Raw genomic sequence first — 19,220 nt, 5'->3', positions numbered from 1 at the left:
CAAAATTCACTGTGCCGCTCTGCCGGTTCTCATTGACCGATCGCGATGCCGGCCGAATTTCCCGTCCACCCCGGCGTGGGTGGCAAGCCCAGATGTTCGCGCAACGTGTGGCCGCGGTATTCGGTGCGGAAGCTACCGCGTTCCTGCAGCAGTGGCACCACCTTGTCGACGAACTCGTCGAGGCCGTGCGGTGTCAGGTGCGGCACCAGGATGAAGCCGTCGCAGGCATCCGACTGCACATAGCGGTCGATCTCCTCGGCCACCTGCTGCGGAGTCCCGACGAACTGCTGACGACTGGTCACTTCGATGATCAACTCGCGGATGGACAGCCTGTCGGCTTCCGCGCGGGCCCGCCAGGCTTGGGCGACCGTCTTGGGGTCGCCGTGCCGGACCCGTCCGCGAGTGATGTTCGGGTTCTCGACGGGGTCGACGTCGGGCAGCGGGCCATCGGGATCGTAGCCCGACAGGTCCACGCCCCACACCTGCTCCAGGAACGCGATCGCGGTCGGGCCGCTGACCTGTTGTTCGCGAATGTGGCGGGCGTTGTCCCGCGCCTCGGCGGGGCTGTCACCGAGCGCGAACGTCGCCCCGGGCAGCACCTTGAGCTGGTCGGGATCCCGCCCGTAGGCCGCGGCGCGGGTCTTCACGTCGGCGTAGTAGCGCTGGCCCGCCTCGAGCGACCCGTGCAGCGTGAACAGGGCGTCGGCGTGCCGGGCGCCGAAGTCGCGGCCGTCGTCGGAGTCGCCGGCCTGCAACAGCACCGGGTGGCCTTGTGGTCCCGCGGGCAGCGAGGCGACGCCGCGGACATTGAATTGCGGGCCGTGGTGTTCGACGCTGCCGATGCGGGCCGGATCGGCATAGATTCCGGCATCGACGTCGGCGACGACGGCATCGGCGGCCCAGCCGTCCCAGAACTTTCGCGCCACGGTGATGAATTCCTCGGCCCGGTGGTAGCGGTCGGCATGGGCCAGAAACCCGCCGCGGCGGAAGTTCTCCCCGGTGAACGCGTCCGAGGAGGTGACCATGTTCCAGGCCGACCGCCCGTCGGACAGGTGGTCCAGCGTCGCGAATTGCCTTGCCACCTCGTAGGGTTCGTTGAAGGTGGTGTTGATGGTGCCGGCTAGGCCGAGCCTGTCGGTGACCGCGGCGAGGGCGGCCAGCACGGTGAAGGTGTCGGGCCTGCCGACGACGTCGAGATCGTGGATCTTGCCGCGGTGCTCACGCAGCCGCAGGCCTTCGGCCAGAAAGAAGAAGTCGAACAGCCCCCGCTCGGCGGTCTTGGCAAGGTGGACAAACGATTCGAACGCGATCTGGCTGCCCGCGCTCGGGTCGGACCACACCGTGGTGTTGTTCACCCCGGGGAAGTGTGCGCCCAGATGTATCTGCTTGCGGCGCCCCGCTTCTCGAACGCTCATCCGGTCAGCCCCCATCGCTTGGCGATCAGTTCATGCGAGCGCAGCCGGTCGACGTGCCGGTGCGTCACGGAGGTGATCACCAGTTCGTCGGCGTCGGTCGCCTGGTGCAGCAGCTCGAGACGGTCGGCGACCTCGTCCGGGTTACCGACGAATTGTGTTGCGGTGCGGTCGGCTACCAGCGCCTGCTGGTCCTCGGTCAACGGCTCGCAGAAGTCGGGGTCGGGGTAGGGGACCGCACCCTGGCCGCTGCGGATGGAATGCACCCAGCGGCCGTAACCGGACGCGAGGTGGCGCGCGGTCGCGCTGTCCTCGGCCACCACGACGTCCGCCGACACCACCACGTACGGCTCGGAAAGCCGGGCGGACGGTCGGAATGCGTTGCGGTAGGCGGTGATCGCGTCGAGTGCTGTGCCGGGGGTGATGTGGTAACTGGCGACGAACGGCAGCCCGCGGGCGCCGGCCACCTCGGCGCTCTGCCCCTTGGTGCTGCCGAAGATCCACGGTGTCAACTGGGCATGCTCGCCCGGAACGGCATGCAGCTCATGGCCGTTGACGCTGTAGGTGCCGTCCAGCATCGCCTCGATGTCGGCCAGCTGCTCGGCGAAGTCGGGGGGTTGCGCACACGGTTGCGCGAGCACCGACGCTTGAGCCCGGATCCGATCGCTTTTCATCAGCGGCGTCTGGTCGAAGGGGGTGGGGATGACGACGCCGCCCACCTCACGCCACGGCGCGGGCGCGCGTTCGGGTGGAGCCGCATCAGGGGACGTGGCGGCCTCCCGGCGCCGCTGCCCGGAGCGGCCCAGCCCCATATCGATGCGGCCGGGGTAGAGCGCATCGAGGATGCCGAAGCTTTCCACCACGGCGAGCGCCGTCGTGTGGCCGACCTGGACCGCCGCCGATCCGACGTGGATTCGTTCTGTGGCCGCGGCGATTTGGCCGATCAGCGTCACCGGTGACGAGCTGGCCACCGCGACGAAGTGGTGCTCGGCGAGCCAGTAGCGTCGGTAGCCCCAGCGCTCGGCATGCTGAGCCAGGTCGATGGTGTTACGCAGTGCCGTCGCGGCGTCGCTGCCCGCGCTGATGGGCGCGAGGTCGAGGATCGACAGGGGAGTGACGGTCACGACGGCACCGCCGCGTACCGATTGGGCGCCGACGCCAGGCCCAGGCGTTCGCGCAGCGTCTCGCCGTCGCGGTAGCCGGCGCGGAATCGGCCGGCGCGCTGCAGTCGCGGTACCAGGTCGTCGACGATGGCGGGCAGGTCGATGGCGTTGATCGCGGGCCGTAGCCGCACACCGTCGACTCCGGTGTCCTGCCAGGCGAGCACAAGCTCCGCCAGATCGCTTGCATCACCGGTGAATACGTGCGCATCGGACGAGATGGCCGTCGCCGGTGCCAGTGAATTGTCAGCCAGGGACACCACCAGGTCGGCGTAGACCCGGATCTCGCGTCCCGCGGCGCGCTGGGCGCGGCCCACGTCGGCCAGGATCGCGCGCAGTGAGCCCTCGTCGTGCGGGGTGACGAACACCAGGTCGGCGCCGGCGGCGGCGAATTCGTAAACCCGCGGCGCGTGCGCCAGCGCCGCCACCACCGGCTGGCCCTGGGGTGGCCGCGGGGTGATCGAGGGCCCCTTGACCGAGAAGTGCTCGCCGGCGAAGTCGATGTAGTGCAGCTTGTCGCGGTCGATGTAGCGGCCGGTCGCGACGTCGCGGACGACGGCGTCGTCCTCCCAGCTGTCCCATAGGCGGCGCACCACCTCGACGGCGTCGGCGGCCTCGTCGAACAATTCTTCGGGTTCGGGGGCGGCCCGCCGGCCGAACAGCGCCGCTTCGTGCGCGGTCGGGCTCACCCGCACCTGCCAGCCCGCCCGGCCATGCGAGATATGGTCAAGCGTCGCAATCGCTTTGGAGACGTGGAACGGCTCGGTATGGGTCACCGTGGCGACGGGTATCAGGCCGATGTGCGTGGTGATCGGCGCGATCCGGGCGGCCACCAGCGTGGCATCGGCGCGCCCCGCTAGGCGCCGCGGGGAGATTTCGGCCCGGCGGCCCGGCTGCACGTCCAGGCTGTCGTCGATGGTCAGGAAATCGAGCAGCCCGCGCTCGGCGGTGGCCGCCAGCGCGGCCCAGTAGCGTCCGCTGAGCTGCCCGCCGCCGGTCGCGTTGTGCGCGAACGCGTGTCGCCACGCCTGGGGGTGCCAACCGTAGCCATCCAGGCCGACCGCCAGATGCAGCTCGGTCATGATCGGACCCCGAGGGTGTCGCCGTCGCGCGTCGTGGTCATAACCCACTGTGCAACGCTGCGGACGGCAATGCATTCCATCGCCGGGTTATGTTCAGCGTGAGTAATACTTCGCCGAGCTCAACCCGGCACGGCGCGCCGGTGGGGATTCGATGCAGCGTGGCGAATACCGGCGGTCAGGGCGTGTTCAGCTGGGCTTCACGATCTTTCACAGATCAGATGGAGAAGTCCTCGCCGTGCCAGACACCGGCCTCCGGCGGCCTGATGACGTGATTGCTCTGGGCGCCGTCCGCGCGGGCCTCGAGTTTGGTCACCCGGGTCAGCAGCGACTGCAGGCTGACGCCGACGAGGTCGGGCATCATCGAGTCGTCCGGACTGCCGGGCCGGCTGCGGCTGATGACCTGTCCCGGCACGCCCACGACCACCGAGCTCGACGGAACCTCCTTGACCACCACGGCATTGGCGCCGATGCGGCTGTCGTCACCGATTTTGATCGCGCCCAAGATCTTCGCTCCGGCGCCGATCGTGACCCGATCACCGATGGTGGGATGGCGCTTTCCGGTGTCTCTGCCGCTGCCGCCGAGGGTGACGCCGTGGTAGAGCGTCACGTCCTCGCCCACCTCGGCGGTCTCGCCGATCACCACCCCGGTCGCGTGGTCGATGAAGAGACCGGGACCCAAGACGGCGCCGGGATGGATCTCGACGCCGGTCAGGATCCGGGTGATTTCGGCGGTGATGCGCGCGAGCAGCCTTGCGCCGCGCCGCCACAGCCAGTGATTGATGCGGTGACCCCAGATGGCGTGCACGCCCGGGTAGGCCAAGATCACCTGCAGCGTGGTCGGGACGGCCGGGTCGCGCTCCCGGGCCGCTCGTATGTCACGTCGGATGGCTTCGAGCATGGCTAGTCGGCCAGATCGGCGAACAACGGCGTGCTGAGGTACCGCTCGCCGAAGTCGGGCAGCACCACGACGACGAGCTTTCCGGCGTTCTCGGGCCGGCGGGCCACCTGCAGGGCGGCGACCACCGCCGCCCCCGAGGAAATACCGACCAACAGTCCCTCTTCGGCGGCCAGCCGGCGGGCCAGCGCGATGGATTCCTCGTTGCCGACGGCGATCACCTCGTCGACCAGATCCATCGCGAGCACCGGCGGGACGAACCCCGCGCCGAGGCCCTGGATTGGGTGCGGGCCTTTCTGCCCGCCGGACAACACCGGCGACGCGGCCGGCTCTACGGCGATGAATTGCGCCGAGGGCTTGCGTTCCTTGATCACCTGAGCGACGCCGGTGATGGTGCCGCCGGTGCCCACGCCGGCGACGAAGATATCGACCTTGCCGTCGGTGTCGCGCCACACTTCCTCCGCGGTGGTGGCGCGGTGGATCGCGGGATTGGCCTTGTTCTCGAATTGCTGTGGCACGAAATACCGTTGGTCGCTCTTGGCCAGTTCCTCGGCCTTGGCGATGGCGCCCGGCATGCCCTCGGAACCCGGCGTCAGAACGATCTCGGCGCCCAACGCGCGCAACAACATTCGCCGCTCGACGCTCATGGTCTCCGGCATGGTCAGCACGCAACGGTAGCCGCGGGCCGCCGCCACCAGCGCCAGGGCGATGCCGGTGTTGCCGCTCGTCGGCTCGAGGATGATGGTGTCCGGTTTGATCAGGCCCGCCTGTTCGGCCGCGTCGATCATCGCGACCCCGATGCGGTCCTTGACGCTGTTGCCCGGGTTGAAGAATTCCAGCTTGGCGACGACGTCGGCGACCGCACCTTCGGTGACCCGGTTCAGCCGGACCAGCGGGGTGTTACCGATCAATTTTGTGACGTTCTCCGCGATGCTCATCTACCTATTGTCTCCAACGACGTAGGACCAGGCCTCTGCCTGCCAGCTAATATCGAACTCTATGTTCATCTCGGTGGGGATGGCTAGCGCCACCGGGGTAAAGCGTTGCGACGCTTCATCCAGGGCCACCCCGGTGAGCACGCGTCCATGCAGATCGCCAACCGTTTTCGCGGTGAGGGTTATTTCTGAATCGACGGGCGCCTGACGGAGGTAGAAGTCCGTCCCGGGTTGGATCGCGCCGGTGACGGCGAAGCCGTCCGCGTCGACGAGTTCGTGGCCGTCGTTCGCGCTGAGTATCAGCGGGATTCGCACCTGAAACGGTCCGACGAGCCCCGCGTCCGCGGTGGCGTGGTGATCGACCAGCAGGGGTTGCTCGGTCTCGTGGGCGGCCATTCGCGCCTGCGCCAGCAGGTAGTTGTACAAATGCACGACCTTGTCGGCGTTGCGATGGTGGCGGGCGCCGGTGAGCCGGAAGCTGACGTGCTCGATCCTGGGTGTACCCGTCGCGGAGTGGGCGACCAATCGGTAGTAACGGTAGCCGCGCCCACCGCGGCCGTGGCTGCTCGACGACAGTGTGCTGCCCTCGCCCAGCGTGCGCTGATGACGGCCCTTGCCGGGACCCACGTTCAGCTCTGATCCTGAAACATCATGCCAGTCAACGCGATTGGCTGATTTCTGCAACCGCACGGTAGCGTCCACGCTCGAGGAGGTCCACACCGAATAGCCGCCGAGCTGTGGCGCGCCGTCGAACTCGAACGTGATCACCGGTCCGGACCGGTCAACCGCGACGGGCACGTTGAGCGGCCGGGTGTCCAGCGCCAGGCCATTGGTGAAAAACCAGATCGCGGCCTGCGTGGCCGCGATCGCCTCGTGTTCGTTGATGTTGGCCGGCCCCAGCGGATAACCGGCCTCGCGCACCTGTCGGCTCAGTTCGGCGGTGGAGCGCATCGGAAAGGAGTGCCGCAGGATCCAGCCGACCTCGGCTTCATGGCCCGACGTGCGCAGATGCGGCAGCGCGGACCAGGTGTCGACGCGGTAACGCGACGGGTGCTGCGGTGCGATGCCGGTGAAATCCAGCGAGTAGGCGGGCACATTCGGGTTGAGCCTGATCAGGTCGGTGCGCGCCCAGCTGCCATCGGTGAACACGACCCGATCGACGGTGTGAGAATACGTTCCACCCCGGTATCGGGTCATCCGGTTGAGCGCGGTTGATGGTCGCACCACGGAACGGCGGCGGGTTGCCACCGGTGCCAGGGCACGATTGGGCTCGGACAGAATCGTCATGGGTTGTTGATCTTCCTGAAAGGCTTGCCATGGGCCCGCGTCTGTACGCCGCCGGGCGATGACCCGGCGATACCGCCCTGAATTGGGCCGGCGCGGGGATTTCTACAGCGTCAGAGGGCTTGCGGAAATCAACAACAACAACAGCAACAACAAACGGCGCAGCGCGACGGGACAGAGCGCAGCTGTACGGGGTGTTGCATGGCCCCCACTATAGGGCATCGGCGCTTTTCGCTCGTTTCGCTCAGCCCTGCTGTAAACCTTCTGGCCATGTCGTACTGTTGCCTAGGCTCGGCGCGCGGAACCGCTTCTGGTGGGGGACGATAGATCCGCCCGATCCCGGCCGCAGTATTCGACCAAGCAGGAAAGGACCACGATGACGTCGGCTCAAAACGAGTCTCAGACACTTGGTGACCTCGCTGCCAGGCAGCTTGCCAACGCGACCAAGACCGTTCCCCAGCTCTCGACGATCACGCCGCGCTGGCTGCTGCACCTGCTCGGCTGGGTCCCGGTGGAGGCCGGCATCTACCGGGTCAACCGCGTGGTCAACCCCGAGCAGGTCGCGATCAAGGCCGAGGCCGGAGCCGGCACCGACGAACCGCTGCCGGAGACGTATGTCGACTACGAGACCAGCCCGCGCGAGTACACGCTGCGGAGCATCTCGACCCTGGTCGACATCCACACCCGGGTGTCCGACCTGTACTCAAGCCCGCACGACCAGATCGCCCAGCAGCTGCGGCTGACCATCGAGACGATCAAGGAACGTCAGGAATTCGAGCTGATCAACAGCCCCGAGTACGGGTTGCTGGCGCAGGCCACGCCGGAGCAGACCATCCAGACGCTCGCCGGTGCCCCCGCCCCGGACGACCTCGACGCCCTGATCACCAAGGTGTGGAAGACGCCCAGTTTCTTCCTCACCCACCCGCTCGGTATCGCGGCGTTCGGCCGGGAAGCCACCTACCGGGGCGTGCCGCCGCCAGTGGTGAGCCTGTTCGGCGCGCAGTTCATCACCTGGCGCGGGATCCCGTTGATCCCGTCGGACAAGGTGCCGGTGGAGGACGGCAAGACCAAGTTCATCCTGGTGCGCACGGGCGAGGAGCGTCAGGGCGTGGTCGGCCTGTTCCAGCCGGGCCTGGTCGGGGAGCAGGCGCCCGGGCTGTCGGTGCGGTTCACCGGCATCAACCAGTCGGCGATCGCGACCTACCTGGTCACGCTGTACACGTCCTTGGCGGTCCTCACCGACGATGCGCTCGCCGTGCTCGACGACGTGGCCGTGGATCAGTTCCATGAGTACAAGTGAGTACCGCGCGGTAGACGCCGAAAGCGACCTGCCCATCAGCGCCGCGGAGCTCGCGGCGCTGGCCACCCAGCTCTATGCGGCCAGCATCCGGCCGGGTCTGGACAGTCCGCCGCAGTCGGCTCCGGTGGCCCCGCGCGGCAGCGTGCCGGATGCGACGGCGGCGACGTCGGCCGGGCAGGCTGCGGCGGGCACGGCCGACGTCTACCCCGGTCCGCTCCCGCTGGTCGGTGGCCACGACGTCTACGTTCCGGCTCCCACCTCCAGCGCGCCGGAAGCCCCGCCCCAGGCCGTGCCGGTGGCCCCGCGCGGTAACGCCCCGGACGCCACGGCGGCGACGTCGGCCGGGCACGGGGCGGCCGACGTGTACCCGTCGCCTGTCCCGCAGCTGAATTTTTCCGACATCTATCTACCGGCCCCGACATCGGGCGAACCCGAGGCCCCGCCGCAGACGGTGCCGGTGGCCCCGCGCGGGGGAGCGCCCGACGCGACGCCAGCGGCTGCGGCCCCGTGGTTCGGCGGCGAGCCGATTGCGTTCACGGTGCCCGGCGGAATCGTGCCCACGGTGCCCGGTGTGTTGGCCGGGGCGACACCGGCCGTGCCCGCCGGCTCGCGCGGTTCGGCACCGTCGTGGCTGCCCGAGGCACCGGCCGTCACCGACCTGGGCTGGTCTGACGCGCCCGTGCCGGCACCGAACACACCGGCCGGCGACGACGCGGACTACTACTTCCTGACCAAAGCCGCTCCCGTGCCACAGCTTTCGGACGAGCACGAAATTTTCGATGTCAACGCGATCCGGGCGGATTTCCCGATCCTGAAAGAAATCGTCAACGGCAAGCCGCTCATCTGGTTCGACAACGCGGCGACCACCCAAAAGCCACAGGTTGTGATCGATCGGCTGTCGCACTTCTACGCCCACGAGAACTCGAATATCCACCGCGCCGCGCATGAATTGGCGGCCAGGGCCACCGACGCCTACGAGGAGGCCCGCGACACGGTGGCCGATTTCATCGGCGCGCCGAGCTCCGAGAACATCGTGTTCGTGCGCGGCACCACCGAGGCGATCAATCTGGTGGCGCATGCCTGGGGCGGCAAGCACTTGCAGCCCGGCGACGAGATCGTCATCACCCACCTCGAGCACCACGCGAATATCGTTCCCTGGCAGCTGATTTCGCAGAAGACCGGTGCGATCCTGAAGGTGGCCCCGATCGATGATGCGGGCAACCTGCTGCTGAACGAGTTCGAGGAGCTGCTGGGCCCGCGGACCAGGCTGGTCGCGGCCAGCCAGGTGTCCAACGCGCTTGGCACGGTGGTTCCGGTCGACAAGATCGTCGAGCTTGGCCACCGCTACGGTGCCAAGGTCTTGATCGATGGCGCGCAGTCGATTCAGCACATCCCGATCGACGTCGCCGAACTCGGTGCGGACTTTTTCGTGTTCTCCGGACACAAGATCTATGGCCCCACCGGAATCGGTGCCCTCTACGGCACCGAGGAGGCGCTGACCGAGACACCACCGTGGCAGGGCGGCGGTCATATGATCGCCGACGTCACGCTGGACCGGTCGCTGTACCAGGGACCGCCGACCAAGTTCGAGGCCGGCACCGGCAACATCGCCGACGCGGTCGGCTTGACTGAGGCGCTGCGCTATGTGCAACGGTTGGGCGTCGAGCGGATCGCCGCCTACGAGCACGCCTTGCTCGAGTACGCGACGCCGCGGCTGGCCGACATTCCGGGTGTGCGTCTGGTGGGTACCGCCGAGGAGAAGGCCAGCGTGCTGTCCTTCGTGCTGGCCGGCCACGAGCCGCTCGAGGTGGGTAAGGCGCTCAACGCCGAAGGCATCGCGGTGCGCGCCGGTCATCACTGCGCGCAGCCCGCCCTGCGGCGGCTGGGCCTGGAGGCCACGGTCCGCCCGTCGTTCGCGTTCTACAACACGTTCGAAGAGATCGACATGTTCCTGCAGGCGGTGCGCCGGATCGCCGAGGGCGGCACCAACGTCGGCTGAGCGGTTCGCTTACCGGGCGCATAGCGCAATGTGGTTGGGGCCACTGAACCTTTAAGTTCCTGCGCCCCAACCGAATACGCGTGACGTCAGCAGCACGATGCCGAGTGAGACCGTGGCGACGACGGTGAGCCCGATGACCGCGACCACCAGCGGCCGCCACCCGGTGCGCGCGATCTGACGGATGTCGGTATTGAGTCCCACACCGGCAAAGGTCAGCAGGAACGCCCATTTCGAGACGTTCGCCAGGTTGGCGGTCTGGCCCTTCGTCAGCCAGCCCGCGGTGGCGATCGCCGAGACCACCAGGAAGCCGAGCACGAATTTCGGGAACTTGTTCCAGACGAACGCGGCCTTGGCCCTGGCACCGCGCGCGATCTCGTCGGCTTGCCCGCGACCCGCCCAGAACAGCGCGAAGCCCAGCACGACGAACCCGATCAGCGCGTTGCGCGTCGACTTCACCAGCACCGCGATCTTGCCGGCATGGTCGGAGTACAGGTATCCGGTGGCGGTGGTCTCGGCCGTGTTGTCCACCGAAAGCCCTGCCCACAAACCGAATTCGTGGTCGGTGAGACCGATCGCATGGCCCAGCGGCGGCAGCACGAACAATGACACAGCCCCCAGCGCCAGGATCGCCGCGATCGCATAGCTGACATCGGAGTTGCGGGCCCGGATCGCACCCTTGGCCGCCACGATGGCCGATACCCCGCAGATCGACGTGCCTATCGCCAACAGCGAGCCGAGCTTGCCCGATAGCCCGAACGCGCGGGCCACCACGATGATGATCGTTCCGGCAATGGTCATGTCCACCAGGATCTGCACCAGGCTGATCCCGCCGAGCTTGGCGATATCGCCCAGCACGAACCGCGAACCGAGCGCCACGATCCCGACCTTCAGCCAGAATTCGTAGGTCAGCACGCCGGGCCGAAATATCGGGTGCAGGCCGACGGTGTTGGTGATGAGCAACCCGATCACGATCGCCCACAACACGTATTCGATGTCGGGCACGGTCCAGTGCTCATGCTTGGCCAGCGCGTTCCACCAGATCTGGGCGTACTTGCCCAACACCCCGACGCCGATCAGGAGCAGGATGCCGGGCACATAGTCGAGCGGACGTGTGCTGGTGAAGGTGGCTTCATCCGACGTTTCGTCGGGCTCCACCTGGACCGTGCTCACGCCGGTCACCAAGGGATCTTCGGCAGCACGTTGGCCACGGCCAACGCGACGATCACGCCCGCGACCGCGGTCGCCCACCAGTCCACCGAGACCGCACCGAGTCGGGCCGCCCAATCCGGCCGCCGCGAAGCGTCGGGGTCCCTTCCGTCAGTTGGCACGCCTTCACCCACGATGACCGCTCCTCAAGCGCCCATGGCGGCGTCTCCCAGCCGCACCCGTCGACTCCGAATGGTGGCGTCCGCGCGTGCCACATCCAAGTGATTGGCTCGGGCTGAATTTAGCTCCGCCGGTCGATCAGGTTGGCAGGCCGTGCTTCTCGGCGTCGGCGCGGTAGCGGTCCACCCACTCGTCGGAGCGCTGGTCGGCCTGGCGCTCCAGCACGGGCTCCGGCGCGAGCTGGGGGTCCAGCCCCAACGCATCCAAGATGGAACCCACCACCTGAGTCAGGTTGCGCCACAAAACCGGATACGAGATGTCCATCGGCTTGATGTCTTCTTCGGCGAACCAGTTCCGCCAGCCCTCTTCCTGCGCGCGCAGCATCGTGACGACGTGGGCGATCGCGCCCGCGTGATAGGTGGCGCGTGCGTCGCGCACCGGATCGGGTCTGCCCCGCCAGACCCGCGTCTGCACCGCGCGCCAGAACGACACCGCCTGCGAAATCACATCGGGCCGATACACGTGGATCAGCAGCGGCTGCTCACCCACCACGTCGGTGATCGCCGCCAGCAGGCCTTCACCGCTGCGATCCGGCAAGTTCTTCGCACGGTCCAGCAGCAGCGGGGTCTGATTCCACATCAGCTTGCCGCCCCACACCCCGTTCGGTGTTCGTCCGACCGTGCGGATGTAGGCGCGCCAGATCTCGGCCGGCGCCAGGTCCGGCGTCCCGACGTCCAGCGGGTCGAGCAGGCTCAGGATCGACTCGTCGTCGACGCCGGCGAACCACTCCCGTGGCTGCGGCGACTGGCTGGTGGACGGGAGGTACTGAAAGAACTCCTGCGGCTCGCCGGCCACGCCGGTGGCGCGCAGCGACTCGACCAGCAGCGTGCTGCCGCTGCGCTGCGACGCCAACACCAGATATGACGACGGGCTCTTTGTCACCGGCAGAGTCTATCCAGAACCATCAATTCTTATCCGGGGTAGCGCGATTACGGTCAGGCTGAAGCAAACCCTTGTCTCGAGGCCGGCTTGCCCGAACTGTGGCCTTCGGCGACGACAGCCGAACGGGACGGTGGCCGTGGGTGCTCATCTGGTTTCGGAGCGGACGGAAAGCCGCGTCAGCGGCGCGTGCCGTGCTGCGTTGAGAAGTGCTGCGTCGCATCCTGTTTCGGGCGGGTGTTCGCTCTTATCCGTCGGTCGATGCCGCCGCCTGCGTGCGCCACCGGCCGGGACGGCGCCAAGCAATCACGTGGGCTAAGGGCCCGCCAATCCCGTGGGCGATAGCAATTGCGACCGAAGCCACCCGGGCGTTGCCCACATTTCTTCTTGTTGATTACAAACCTGACGCCGGGCATCGCTTTGCCCGTACATTCCCTCATCTGTGCGCTCGAACAGGACGCGGCGCAGGTAAACAGTGCTGTTTGCTTCAGTGCCGGCGAATTACGAACGTATAAACGGCGTTACGAAAATGGGGGTCGGGTTTGAGTCAAGGACCGCCATTGGGTTGGGCAAGCGGCGTGAACGCGACGACCCTCGCGAAGCCCATGAACGCGCTGGGCCAATTCTTTTTACTCAGCGCCGAGGCCTTGGTTGCCGCGGTGCGTGGGCCCTGGGCGTGGCGCGAAGTGCTCGAGCAGATCTGGTTCGTCGCCCGGGTCTCCATCTTCCCGACCATCATGCTGTCGATTCCGTACACGGTGCTCATCGTGTTCGTCCTCAACATCCTGCTCGTCGAGATCGGTGCCGGCGACCTCTCCGGTGCGGGTGCCGGACTGGCCTCGGTAACCCAGGTCGGACCTGTTGTCACCGCGATGGTCGTGTCGGGCGCCGGGTCGACGGCCATGTGCGCCGACCTGGGTGCGCGGACCATCCGCGAGGAAATCGACGCGATGAAGGTGATCGGCGTCAATCCGATTCAGGCGCTGGTGGTTCCGCGTATCATCGCGGCGACGTTCGTCGCGGTCCTGCTCTACTCGGTGGTGGCGGTGACCGGCCTGACCGGCAGCTACATCTTCGTCGTCTTCGTCCAGCACGTCACACCCGGTGCGTTCATCGCGGGAATGACCCTGGTCACCGGGCTGCCGCAGGTGGTGATCTCGCTGATCAAGGCGACCCTGTTCGGGCTGTCCGCCGGACTGATCGCCTGCTACAAGGGCCTATCGGTGGGCGGTGGCCCGACCGGCGTCGGCAACGCGGTGAACGAGACCGTGGTGTTCTCGTTCATGGCCCTGTTCTTCATCAACATCCTGACCACCGCGCTCGGTGTGAAGGTGACCGCCAAATGACGGATGCCGCACGAGAACCGTCGTGGTTCGTCACCCTTGGCCCCCGGCTGACGGATGCCACCCGCAAGCTGGGCGAGCAGACCGCGTTCTATGGGCAATCCCTGGCGGCCACCGTCGATGCGATACGGCGCTACCCGAACGAACTGTTGCGGCTGATCGCCGAGATGGGCATGGGCACAGGAGCATTGGCCGTCATCGGTGGCACGGTCGGCATCATCGGCTTTCTCACGCTGACCACCGGCGCCCTGGTCGCGGTGCAGGGTTACGACACACTGTCCAACATCGGCGTCGAAGCGCTCACCGGTTTCCTCTCGGCGTTCTTGAACGTCCGGATGATCGCGCCCTGCACGGCCGGCCTCGCCCTGGCCGCCACGATCGGCGCGGGCGCGACGGCGCAACTGGGCGCGATGCGCATCAACGAGGAGATCGACGCGCTGGAAGTCATGGGCATCCGGGCGGTCACCTATCTGGCGTCCACCCGGATCATCGCCGGCATCCTGGTCGTCGTCCCGCTGTACGCCGTCGCCGTGCTGATGTCGTTCATCGCGGCGAAGTTCCTGACGATCTACGTGTACGGCCAGTCACGCGGCGTCTACGAGCATTACTTCGCAACGTTTTTGCGACCCACCGACCTGTTCTGGTCGTTCCTGGCGGCGCTGAGCATGGCGGCCGGGGTGATGGTGGTGCACACCTACTACGGATTCACCGCGACGGGCGGCCCGGCGGGCGTCGGGGAAGCGGTTGGCCGGTCGGTGCGGTCGTCGATGATCGTCACGGCGTTCGTGTGCCTGATGATCTCGCTGTCCGTCTACGGCCAGTCCGGCAACTTCAATCTGTCGGGATGACCGGATGAGTGATCACAGCGCAGGCGGGGCGTTCCAGCGAAACAGGACCCGCAGCAGCAAGATTGACCCGATCTGGTGGGCGCCCACGCTGTTCATCCTCATCGGGGGGCTGATCGCGCTGACGGCGGCCTCGTTCTCGGGCAAGTTCCAGGACTTCGTCCCGCTTACGCTGGTGTCGGATCGCGCGGGGCTGGTGATGGAAGACGGCGCCAAGGTCAAGCTGCGCGGCGTCCAGGTCGGCCAGGTCGCGTCGATCGGCACCGACGTGAAAACGGCTCGGCTGCAACTGAAGATACAGCCGGATGCTTTCAGGTATCTGCCGAGCAACCTCGAGGCCGAGATCAAGTCGACCACCGCGTTCGGCTCGAAATTCGTCGACCTGATCGTTCCCGACCATCCCAGCGCCACGTCGCTCAAGCCCGGCGCGTTGCTGCACTCCCGCAACGTCACCGTGGAGGTCAACACCGTGTTCGAGAATCTGCAGGCGGTGGTCCAGGCGCTCGACCCGGCAAAGCTGAACTCGATTCTGTCGGCCTTCGCGCAATCGGTGCGCGGCAAGGGCGAACGGATCGGTCAGGCGATCACCGATGCCAATAACGTGCTCCTCACCGTCAACCCGCGCATGGACACCGTCGGAAAGGACTGGCGGCTGTTCGGCAAGACCACGGCCATCTATTCCGATGCGGCACAAAACATTCTGTCCATCTTGGACTCGGCGACGACGACCAGCGCCACTATCACCGACGACCAGCGTTCGCTGGACTCGTTGTTGCTGTCGGCGATCGGCTTCAGCCAGACCGGTATCAACGTGGTCGGCCGCAACGAATCGAACATCGTGCGGTCGATGAACCTGCTCGACCCCACCATGGCGCTGCTGGAGAAATACTCCCCGACGTACACGTGCCTTTTCCAGGGCGCGCAATGGTATGTCGACCACGGCGGCCGAGACGCCTTGGGCGGCAACGGTTACTCCGTGATCCTGGATGCGGCACTGCTTTTCGGCGACGACCCGTACCGCTTCCCGAAACACCTGCCCAAAGTCAACGCCACCGGCGGCCCGGGCGGCAAGCCCAGCTGCGGTTCGCTGCCGGACCCCAGCGCGAACTTCCCGGTGCGCGCGCTGGTCACCGATACCGGGTGGGGGGCCGCCCCCAACGAGATCCGCACCAACGTGGCCGCGGGTAATCCGTGGTGGGCCAACTGGTTCCCGACCACCAAGAACCCGCCCGAGGGGCCGCGTTACTTCTGGCGCGGGGGGCAGCCGCCGCCATGAGAAGGAAGCTTTCCAGCATCATCCTGCGCGTCGCGATCTTCACGACGGTGTGCCTGCTGTTCACCTTTGCGCTCATCGCGGTGTTCGGCCAGCTGCGCTTCGAGGACCGCACGGGCTACCGCGCGATCTTCGCCAACATCTCCGGGCTGAAGTCGGGCAACTTCGTGCGCATCGCCGGGGTGGAGGTCGGCAAGGTCGGCGACCTGAGCCTGCACCGCGACGGCACGGTCACCGTCGATTTCGAGGTGGACAAGGGTGTGCGGCTCACCGAGGGCACCAAGGCCGTCGTGCGCTACGAAAACCTGATCGGTGACCGCTATCTCGCGCTCGAGGAGAGCCCCGGCCCGCCGCGCCGGCTGCCGCCGGGCGCAACCATTCCGCTGGCGCGGACGTCGCCCGCGCTCGACCTCGACGCCCTGATCGGTGGTTTCCGGCCGTTGTTCCGCGCGCTGGATCCCGACCAGGTCAACGCCCTGTCCGGCCAACTGCTGCGGATCTTTCAGGGGCAGGGCGGGACGCTGGCTTCGGTGCTCTCCCAGACATCGATCCTGACCTCGACCCTGGCCGGGCGCAGCGAGCTGATCGGCCAGCTGATCACCAACCTGAACACCGTGCTGCACACCTTCGCCACCCGTGACCACGAGTTCTCCGACGGCGTGGACAAGCTGGCCCAGCTGGTCGACGGGCTGGCGCAGCGCAGGAACGACATCTCCACCGGGCTCGCGTACATCAACGCGGCCGCGGGCTCGATCACCGACCTGCTCGCCCAATCCCGTCAGCCGATCAAAGACGTTGTGCACGAGACCGATCGGGTGTCCGGGCAGGTGCTTTCCGACAAGGAATACGTCGACAAACTGCTCACGGACCTCCCCGATATCTACCAGGTGCTTGCCCGGCAGGGCCTGAACGGCGACTACTTCGGCTTCTACTTCTGCGAGGTATTACTCAAGCTGAACGGTAAGGGGGGCAACCCGATCTTCGTCAAACTGTTGGGCCAGCCCAGCGGGCGGTGCACGCCGCGATGAAGCTGAAACTACCCAAGGTCAGATCGGCTGACCGACGCAGCCCCTTCGTGCTCGGTGTGATGGGCACTGTCATCCTGGCCTGTGTGACCGTCGTCGCCTTCCAGTACAACCAACTGCCGTTCATCAAGAACACCGACGACTACGCGGCCTACTTCTCCGAGGCCGGCGGCATCAAACCCGGTAATACCGTGCGGGTTTCGGGCATGGGCGTGGGCCGGGTCTCCGACCTCCGTCTGGAGGGCACCAAGGTCCGTGTCGGCTTCACCGTGCGCAAGGGTGTCGAGCTGGGCGACCGCACCGAGGCGGCGATCAAGACCGAGACGATCCTGGGCGCCAAGATGCTCGAGCTGACTCCGCGCGGCAACGGGCAACTGTCAGGCACGATCCCGTTGGAACGCACCACCTCGCCGTACGAGCTGCCCGACGCGCTGGGCGACCTGACGACCACGATCAGCGGCCTGGATACCGCCCAACTGTCCACGGCCCTCACGACATTGGCCAACACCCTCAAAGCCACGCCGGCCAACCTGAGGCCCGCCCTGGAGGGTGTGGCCCGGTTCTCGGACACCCTCAACGGCCGCGACGCGCAGCTGCGCAGCCTGCTCGGCAACGCCAACAAGGTGTCCACCGTGTTGGGCAAGCGCAGCCAGCAGATCGCCGGGCTGGTCGCGAACTCCAACGCCCTGTTGGCCGCGCTGCTCGATGAGCGAGACTCATTGGACGCCCTGATGAACAACCTGACCGCGGTCTCGCATCAGATCGCCGGGCTGGTGAACGACAACCGGACCCAGCTCAAGCCCGCCCTCGACAAGCTGAACGGCGTGCTGGAGATCCTGGACAACCGCAAGGAAGACATTCAGAAGACGCTGCCAAAATTCAAGCGGTATGCGATGTCTTTCGGCGAATGCCTGGGCTCCGGACCGTTTTTCAAGGCCTACGTGGCCAACCTGGTTCCCGGCCAGATCGGTGGCCCGGTGCTCGACGCCGACATGTACGACCGGTTCCTGGACCCCAACCAGAAGCTGCCGTCGGAGGTGGTCGACCCGCCGACCGGCACGCCGCCGGTGCCGCCGGAGAACGCGCCGGTGCCGCTGTGGTCCCAGCCGCCGTCACCGCCCCCGTCGACGCCGCCCATCCGGACCGTTCCGCCGCCCTCACCACACGATTTCGATTCGCCATGAACGTGACTCGAGGCGCCCTGCGCACAGCGACCGCCGCCAGCCTGATCCTGACGCTGGCCGTGGCGTCGTTCCTGGTCGGCGACAAACTGTGGAAAGACGTCGAAAAGAACACGTATTCGGCGTATTTCGCGGAGGCCAACGGCCTGTTCGTCGGTGACGAGATCCGCATCCTCGGTGTCGCCGTCGGCGTGGTGGACAGGATCGAGCCCCAGCCGGCCAGCTCGAAGGTGACGTTCTCGGTCGACAAGCAGTATTCGATTCCCGCCGATGCCCGCGCCGCGATCCTGTCCCCGTCGCTGGTGACCTCCCGGGCCATTCAGCTCGTACCGGCCTACTCCGGCGGCCCCAAGTTGAGCGCCGGCGCATCGATTCCGTTGAGCCGCACCGCGGTTCCGGTCGAATGGGATGACTTCCGCAAGCAGCTGGAGAAGCTGACCGACGCCCTGCAGCCCACCAGCCCGGGCGGGGTCAACTCCGTCGGCGAGTTCATCGACTCGGCGGCCGATAACGTGCGCGGTCAGGGCGACACCGCCCGCGACACCGTCATCAAGCTCTCCGAGGCGATCTCGGCGCTCGGTGATCACGCCGACGACATCTTCAGCACCGTGCGAAATCTGCAACTGCTGGTGTCCGCGCTGTACTCGAGCAGCGACCTGCTGGCGTCGTTCAACCAGAACCTGGCGAGCGTGACGACGCTGCTGACGAACACTCCCAACGAAGTCGGCAACGCCTTGAAGTCCTTGGACACCGCACTCACGGATGTGCGCGATTTTCTGGCCGAGAACCGCGAAGCGGCGGGCGTCACGTTCGACCGGTTGGGTTCGATCACTACGGCGCTCAACGACAGTCGCGGCGACATCAAGCAGATCCTGCACATCGCCCCGACGGTGTTCCAGAACTTCCTGAACATCTACCAGCCGGCGCAGAGCGCGATGACCGGCATCTTGGCCCTGAACAACTTCGCCGACATCCCGCAGTTCATCTGCAGCTCGATCGAGGCGGCGTCGCGGGCGCGGTTGGCGCGGGTGTCGAAACTGTGCCTGCAGTACCTCAACCCGATCATCAAAAACCGTATCTACAACTACATTCCGGTGGGCATCAACCCGTTCGTCGGGACACAGGCACGACCCAGCGAAATCACCTACAGCGAGGACTGGCTGCGCCCCGGGTACACGCCGCCGCCACCGCCCGAGGCACCCGCCCCGCCGGACGCCGCAC

At 66.8% G+C, this 19,220-nt stretch carries 17 protein-coding genes; 8 read left to right on the top strand and 9 right to left on the bottom strand.

Translation table 11 applies throughout. From position 1 onward, the window contains the following. Positions 1–29: 29 nt before the first annotated feature. The 6 genes from ACYQ8K_RS02600 to ACYQ8K_RS02575 all read right to left on the bottom strand — a co-directional run bounded on the left by ACYQ8K_RS02600 (position 30) and on the right by ACYQ8K_RS02575 (position 6,771). Entirely contained in the window at positions 30–1,415 is a 1,386-nt protein-coding gene (locus ACYQ8K_RS02600) for an NtaA/DmoA family FMN-dependent monooxygenase (RefSeq protein WP_459966851.1), read from the bottom strand. Then, a complete protein-coding gene (locus ACYQ8K_RS02595; protein WP_459966849.1) occupies positions 1,412–2,536 on the bottom strand; it encodes an LLM class flavin-dependent oxidoreductase in 1,125 nt (374 codons plus the stop codon). The genes ACYQ8K_RS02600 and ACYQ8K_RS02595 overlap by 4 nt, the downstream gene beginning before the upstream one ends. Further along, positions 2,533–3,654 carry an LLM class flavin-dependent oxidoreductase gene (locus ACYQ8K_RS02590; protein WP_459966848.1) on the bottom strand — a complete coding sequence of 374 codons (1,122 nt, stop codon included), beginning with the start codon at positions 3,652–3,654 and terminating at the stop codon, positions 2,533–2,535. The genes ACYQ8K_RS02595 and ACYQ8K_RS02590 overlap by 4 nt, the downstream gene beginning before the upstream one ends. A gap of 214 nt (positions 3,655–3,868) precedes the next feature. Continuing rightward, positions 3,869–4,552 carry a serine O-acetyltransferase gene (cysE, locus tag ACYQ8K_RS02585; RefSeq protein WP_459966846.1) on the bottom strand — a complete coding sequence of 228 codons (684 nt, stop codon included), beginning with the start codon at positions 4,550–4,552 and terminating at the stop codon, positions 3,869–3,871. Positions 4,553–4,554: 2 nt separating this feature from the next. After that, positions 4,555–5,487: a cysteine synthase A gene (gene cysK / locus ACYQ8K_RS02580; protein ID WP_459966845.1), complete on the bottom strand. Its 933-nt coding sequence runs from the start codon at positions 5,485–5,487 to the stop codon at positions 4,555–4,557. Further along, complete coding sequence (locus ACYQ8K_RS02575) at positions 5,488–6,771, bottom strand: thioester domain-containing protein (RefSeq protein WP_459966843.1); 1,284 nt, start codon at positions 6,769–6,771, stop codon at positions 5,488–5,490. Between the two features lie 373 nt (positions 6,772–7,144). Between ACYQ8K_RS02575 and ACYQ8K_RS02570 the strand changes: the two genes are divergently transcribed. Beyond that, positions 7,145–8,068 (top strand): family 2A encapsulin nanocompartment shell protein, encoded by a 924-nt coding sequence (locus tag ACYQ8K_RS02570; protein ID WP_065026699.1) that lies wholly within the window; start codon positions 7,145–7,147, stop codon positions 8,066–8,068. Continuing rightward, positions 8,055–10,067, top strand: a complete 2,013-nt coding sequence (locus tag ACYQ8K_RS02565; protein WP_459966842.1) for a family 2A encapsulin nanocompartment cargo protein cysteine desulfurase — start codon at positions 8,055–8,057, stop codon at positions 10,065–10,067. The genes ACYQ8K_RS02570 and ACYQ8K_RS02565 overlap by 14 nt, the downstream gene beginning before the upstream one ends. A gap of 51 nt (positions 10,068–10,118) precedes the next feature. On the opposite strand, the gene ACYQ8K_RS02560 is transcribed toward ACYQ8K_RS02565, so the two are convergent. The 3 genes from ACYQ8K_RS02560 to stf0 form a co-directional block, all read right to left on the bottom strand. Then, positions 10,119–11,249, bottom strand: coding sequence for a YeiH family protein (locus tag ACYQ8K_RS02560; RefSeq protein ID WP_459966841.1), 1,131 nt, complete (start codon positions 11,247–11,249; stop codon positions 10,119–10,121). After that, the gene (locus ACYQ8K_RS02555) at positions 11,243–11,407 is read right to left on the bottom strand and encodes a hypothetical protein (RefSeq protein ID WP_459967009.1); all 165 of its coding nucleotides are present in this window, start codon (positions 11,405–11,407) and stop codon (positions 11,243–11,245) included. The genes ACYQ8K_RS02560 and ACYQ8K_RS02555 overlap by 7 nt, the downstream gene beginning before the upstream one ends. Positions 11,408–11,531: 124 nt before the next feature. Continuing rightward, entirely contained in the window at positions 11,532–12,335 is an 804-nt protein-coding gene (gene stf0 / locus ACYQ8K_RS02550) for a trehalose 2-sulfotransferase (RefSeq protein ID WP_459966840.1), read from the bottom strand. 575 nt (positions 12,336–12,910) lie between these two features. Here stf0 and ACYQ8K_RS02545 point away from each other — a divergent pair. From ACYQ8K_RS02545 to ACYQ8K_RS02520, 6 genes are all read left to right on the top strand, one after another. Continuing rightward, positions 12,911–13,678, top strand: a complete 768-nt coding sequence (locus ACYQ8K_RS02545; protein WP_065026702.1) for an MlaE family ABC transporter permease — start codon at positions 12,911–12,913, stop codon at positions 13,676–13,678. After that, the gene (locus ACYQ8K_RS02540) at positions 13,675–14,523 is read left to right on the top strand and encodes an ABC transporter permease (protein ID WP_459966839.1); all 849 of its coding nucleotides are present in this window, start codon (positions 13,675–13,677) and stop codon (positions 14,521–14,523) included. The genes ACYQ8K_RS02545 and ACYQ8K_RS02540 overlap by 4 nt, the downstream gene beginning before the upstream one ends. A gap of 4 nt (positions 14,524–14,527) precedes the next feature. Next, the gene (locus tag ACYQ8K_RS02535) at positions 14,528–15,796 is read left to right on the top strand and encodes an MCE family protein (protein ID WP_459966838.1); all 1,269 of its coding nucleotides are present in this window, start codon (positions 14,528–14,530) and stop codon (positions 15,794–15,796) included. Continuing rightward, the gene (locus tag ACYQ8K_RS02530; RefSeq protein ID WP_459966837.1) at positions 15,793–16,821 is read left to right on the top strand and encodes an MCE family protein; all 1,029 of its coding nucleotides are present in this window, start codon (positions 15,793–15,795) and stop codon (positions 16,819–16,821) included. Before ACYQ8K_RS02535 ends, ACYQ8K_RS02530 begins: the two co-directional genes overlap by 4 nt. Next, the gene (locus ACYQ8K_RS02525; protein ID WP_459966836.1) at positions 16,818–18,002 is read left to right on the top strand and encodes an MCE family protein; all 1,185 of its coding nucleotides are present in this window, start codon (positions 16,818–16,820) and stop codon (positions 18,000–18,002) included. The genes ACYQ8K_RS02530 and ACYQ8K_RS02525 overlap by 4 nt, the downstream gene beginning before the upstream one ends. Further along, a partial coding sequence (locus ACYQ8K_RS02520; RefSeq protein ID WP_459966835.1) for an MCE family protein occupies positions 17,999–19,220 on the top strand: 1,222 nt, incomplete at its 3' end. The genes ACYQ8K_RS02525 and ACYQ8K_RS02520, both read left to right, overlap by 4 nt.

It is taken from the genome of Mycobacterium sp. MUNTM1, from assembly GCF_054660795.1.
This window is presented reverse-complemented; position numbering and strand designations above follow the sequence as displayed.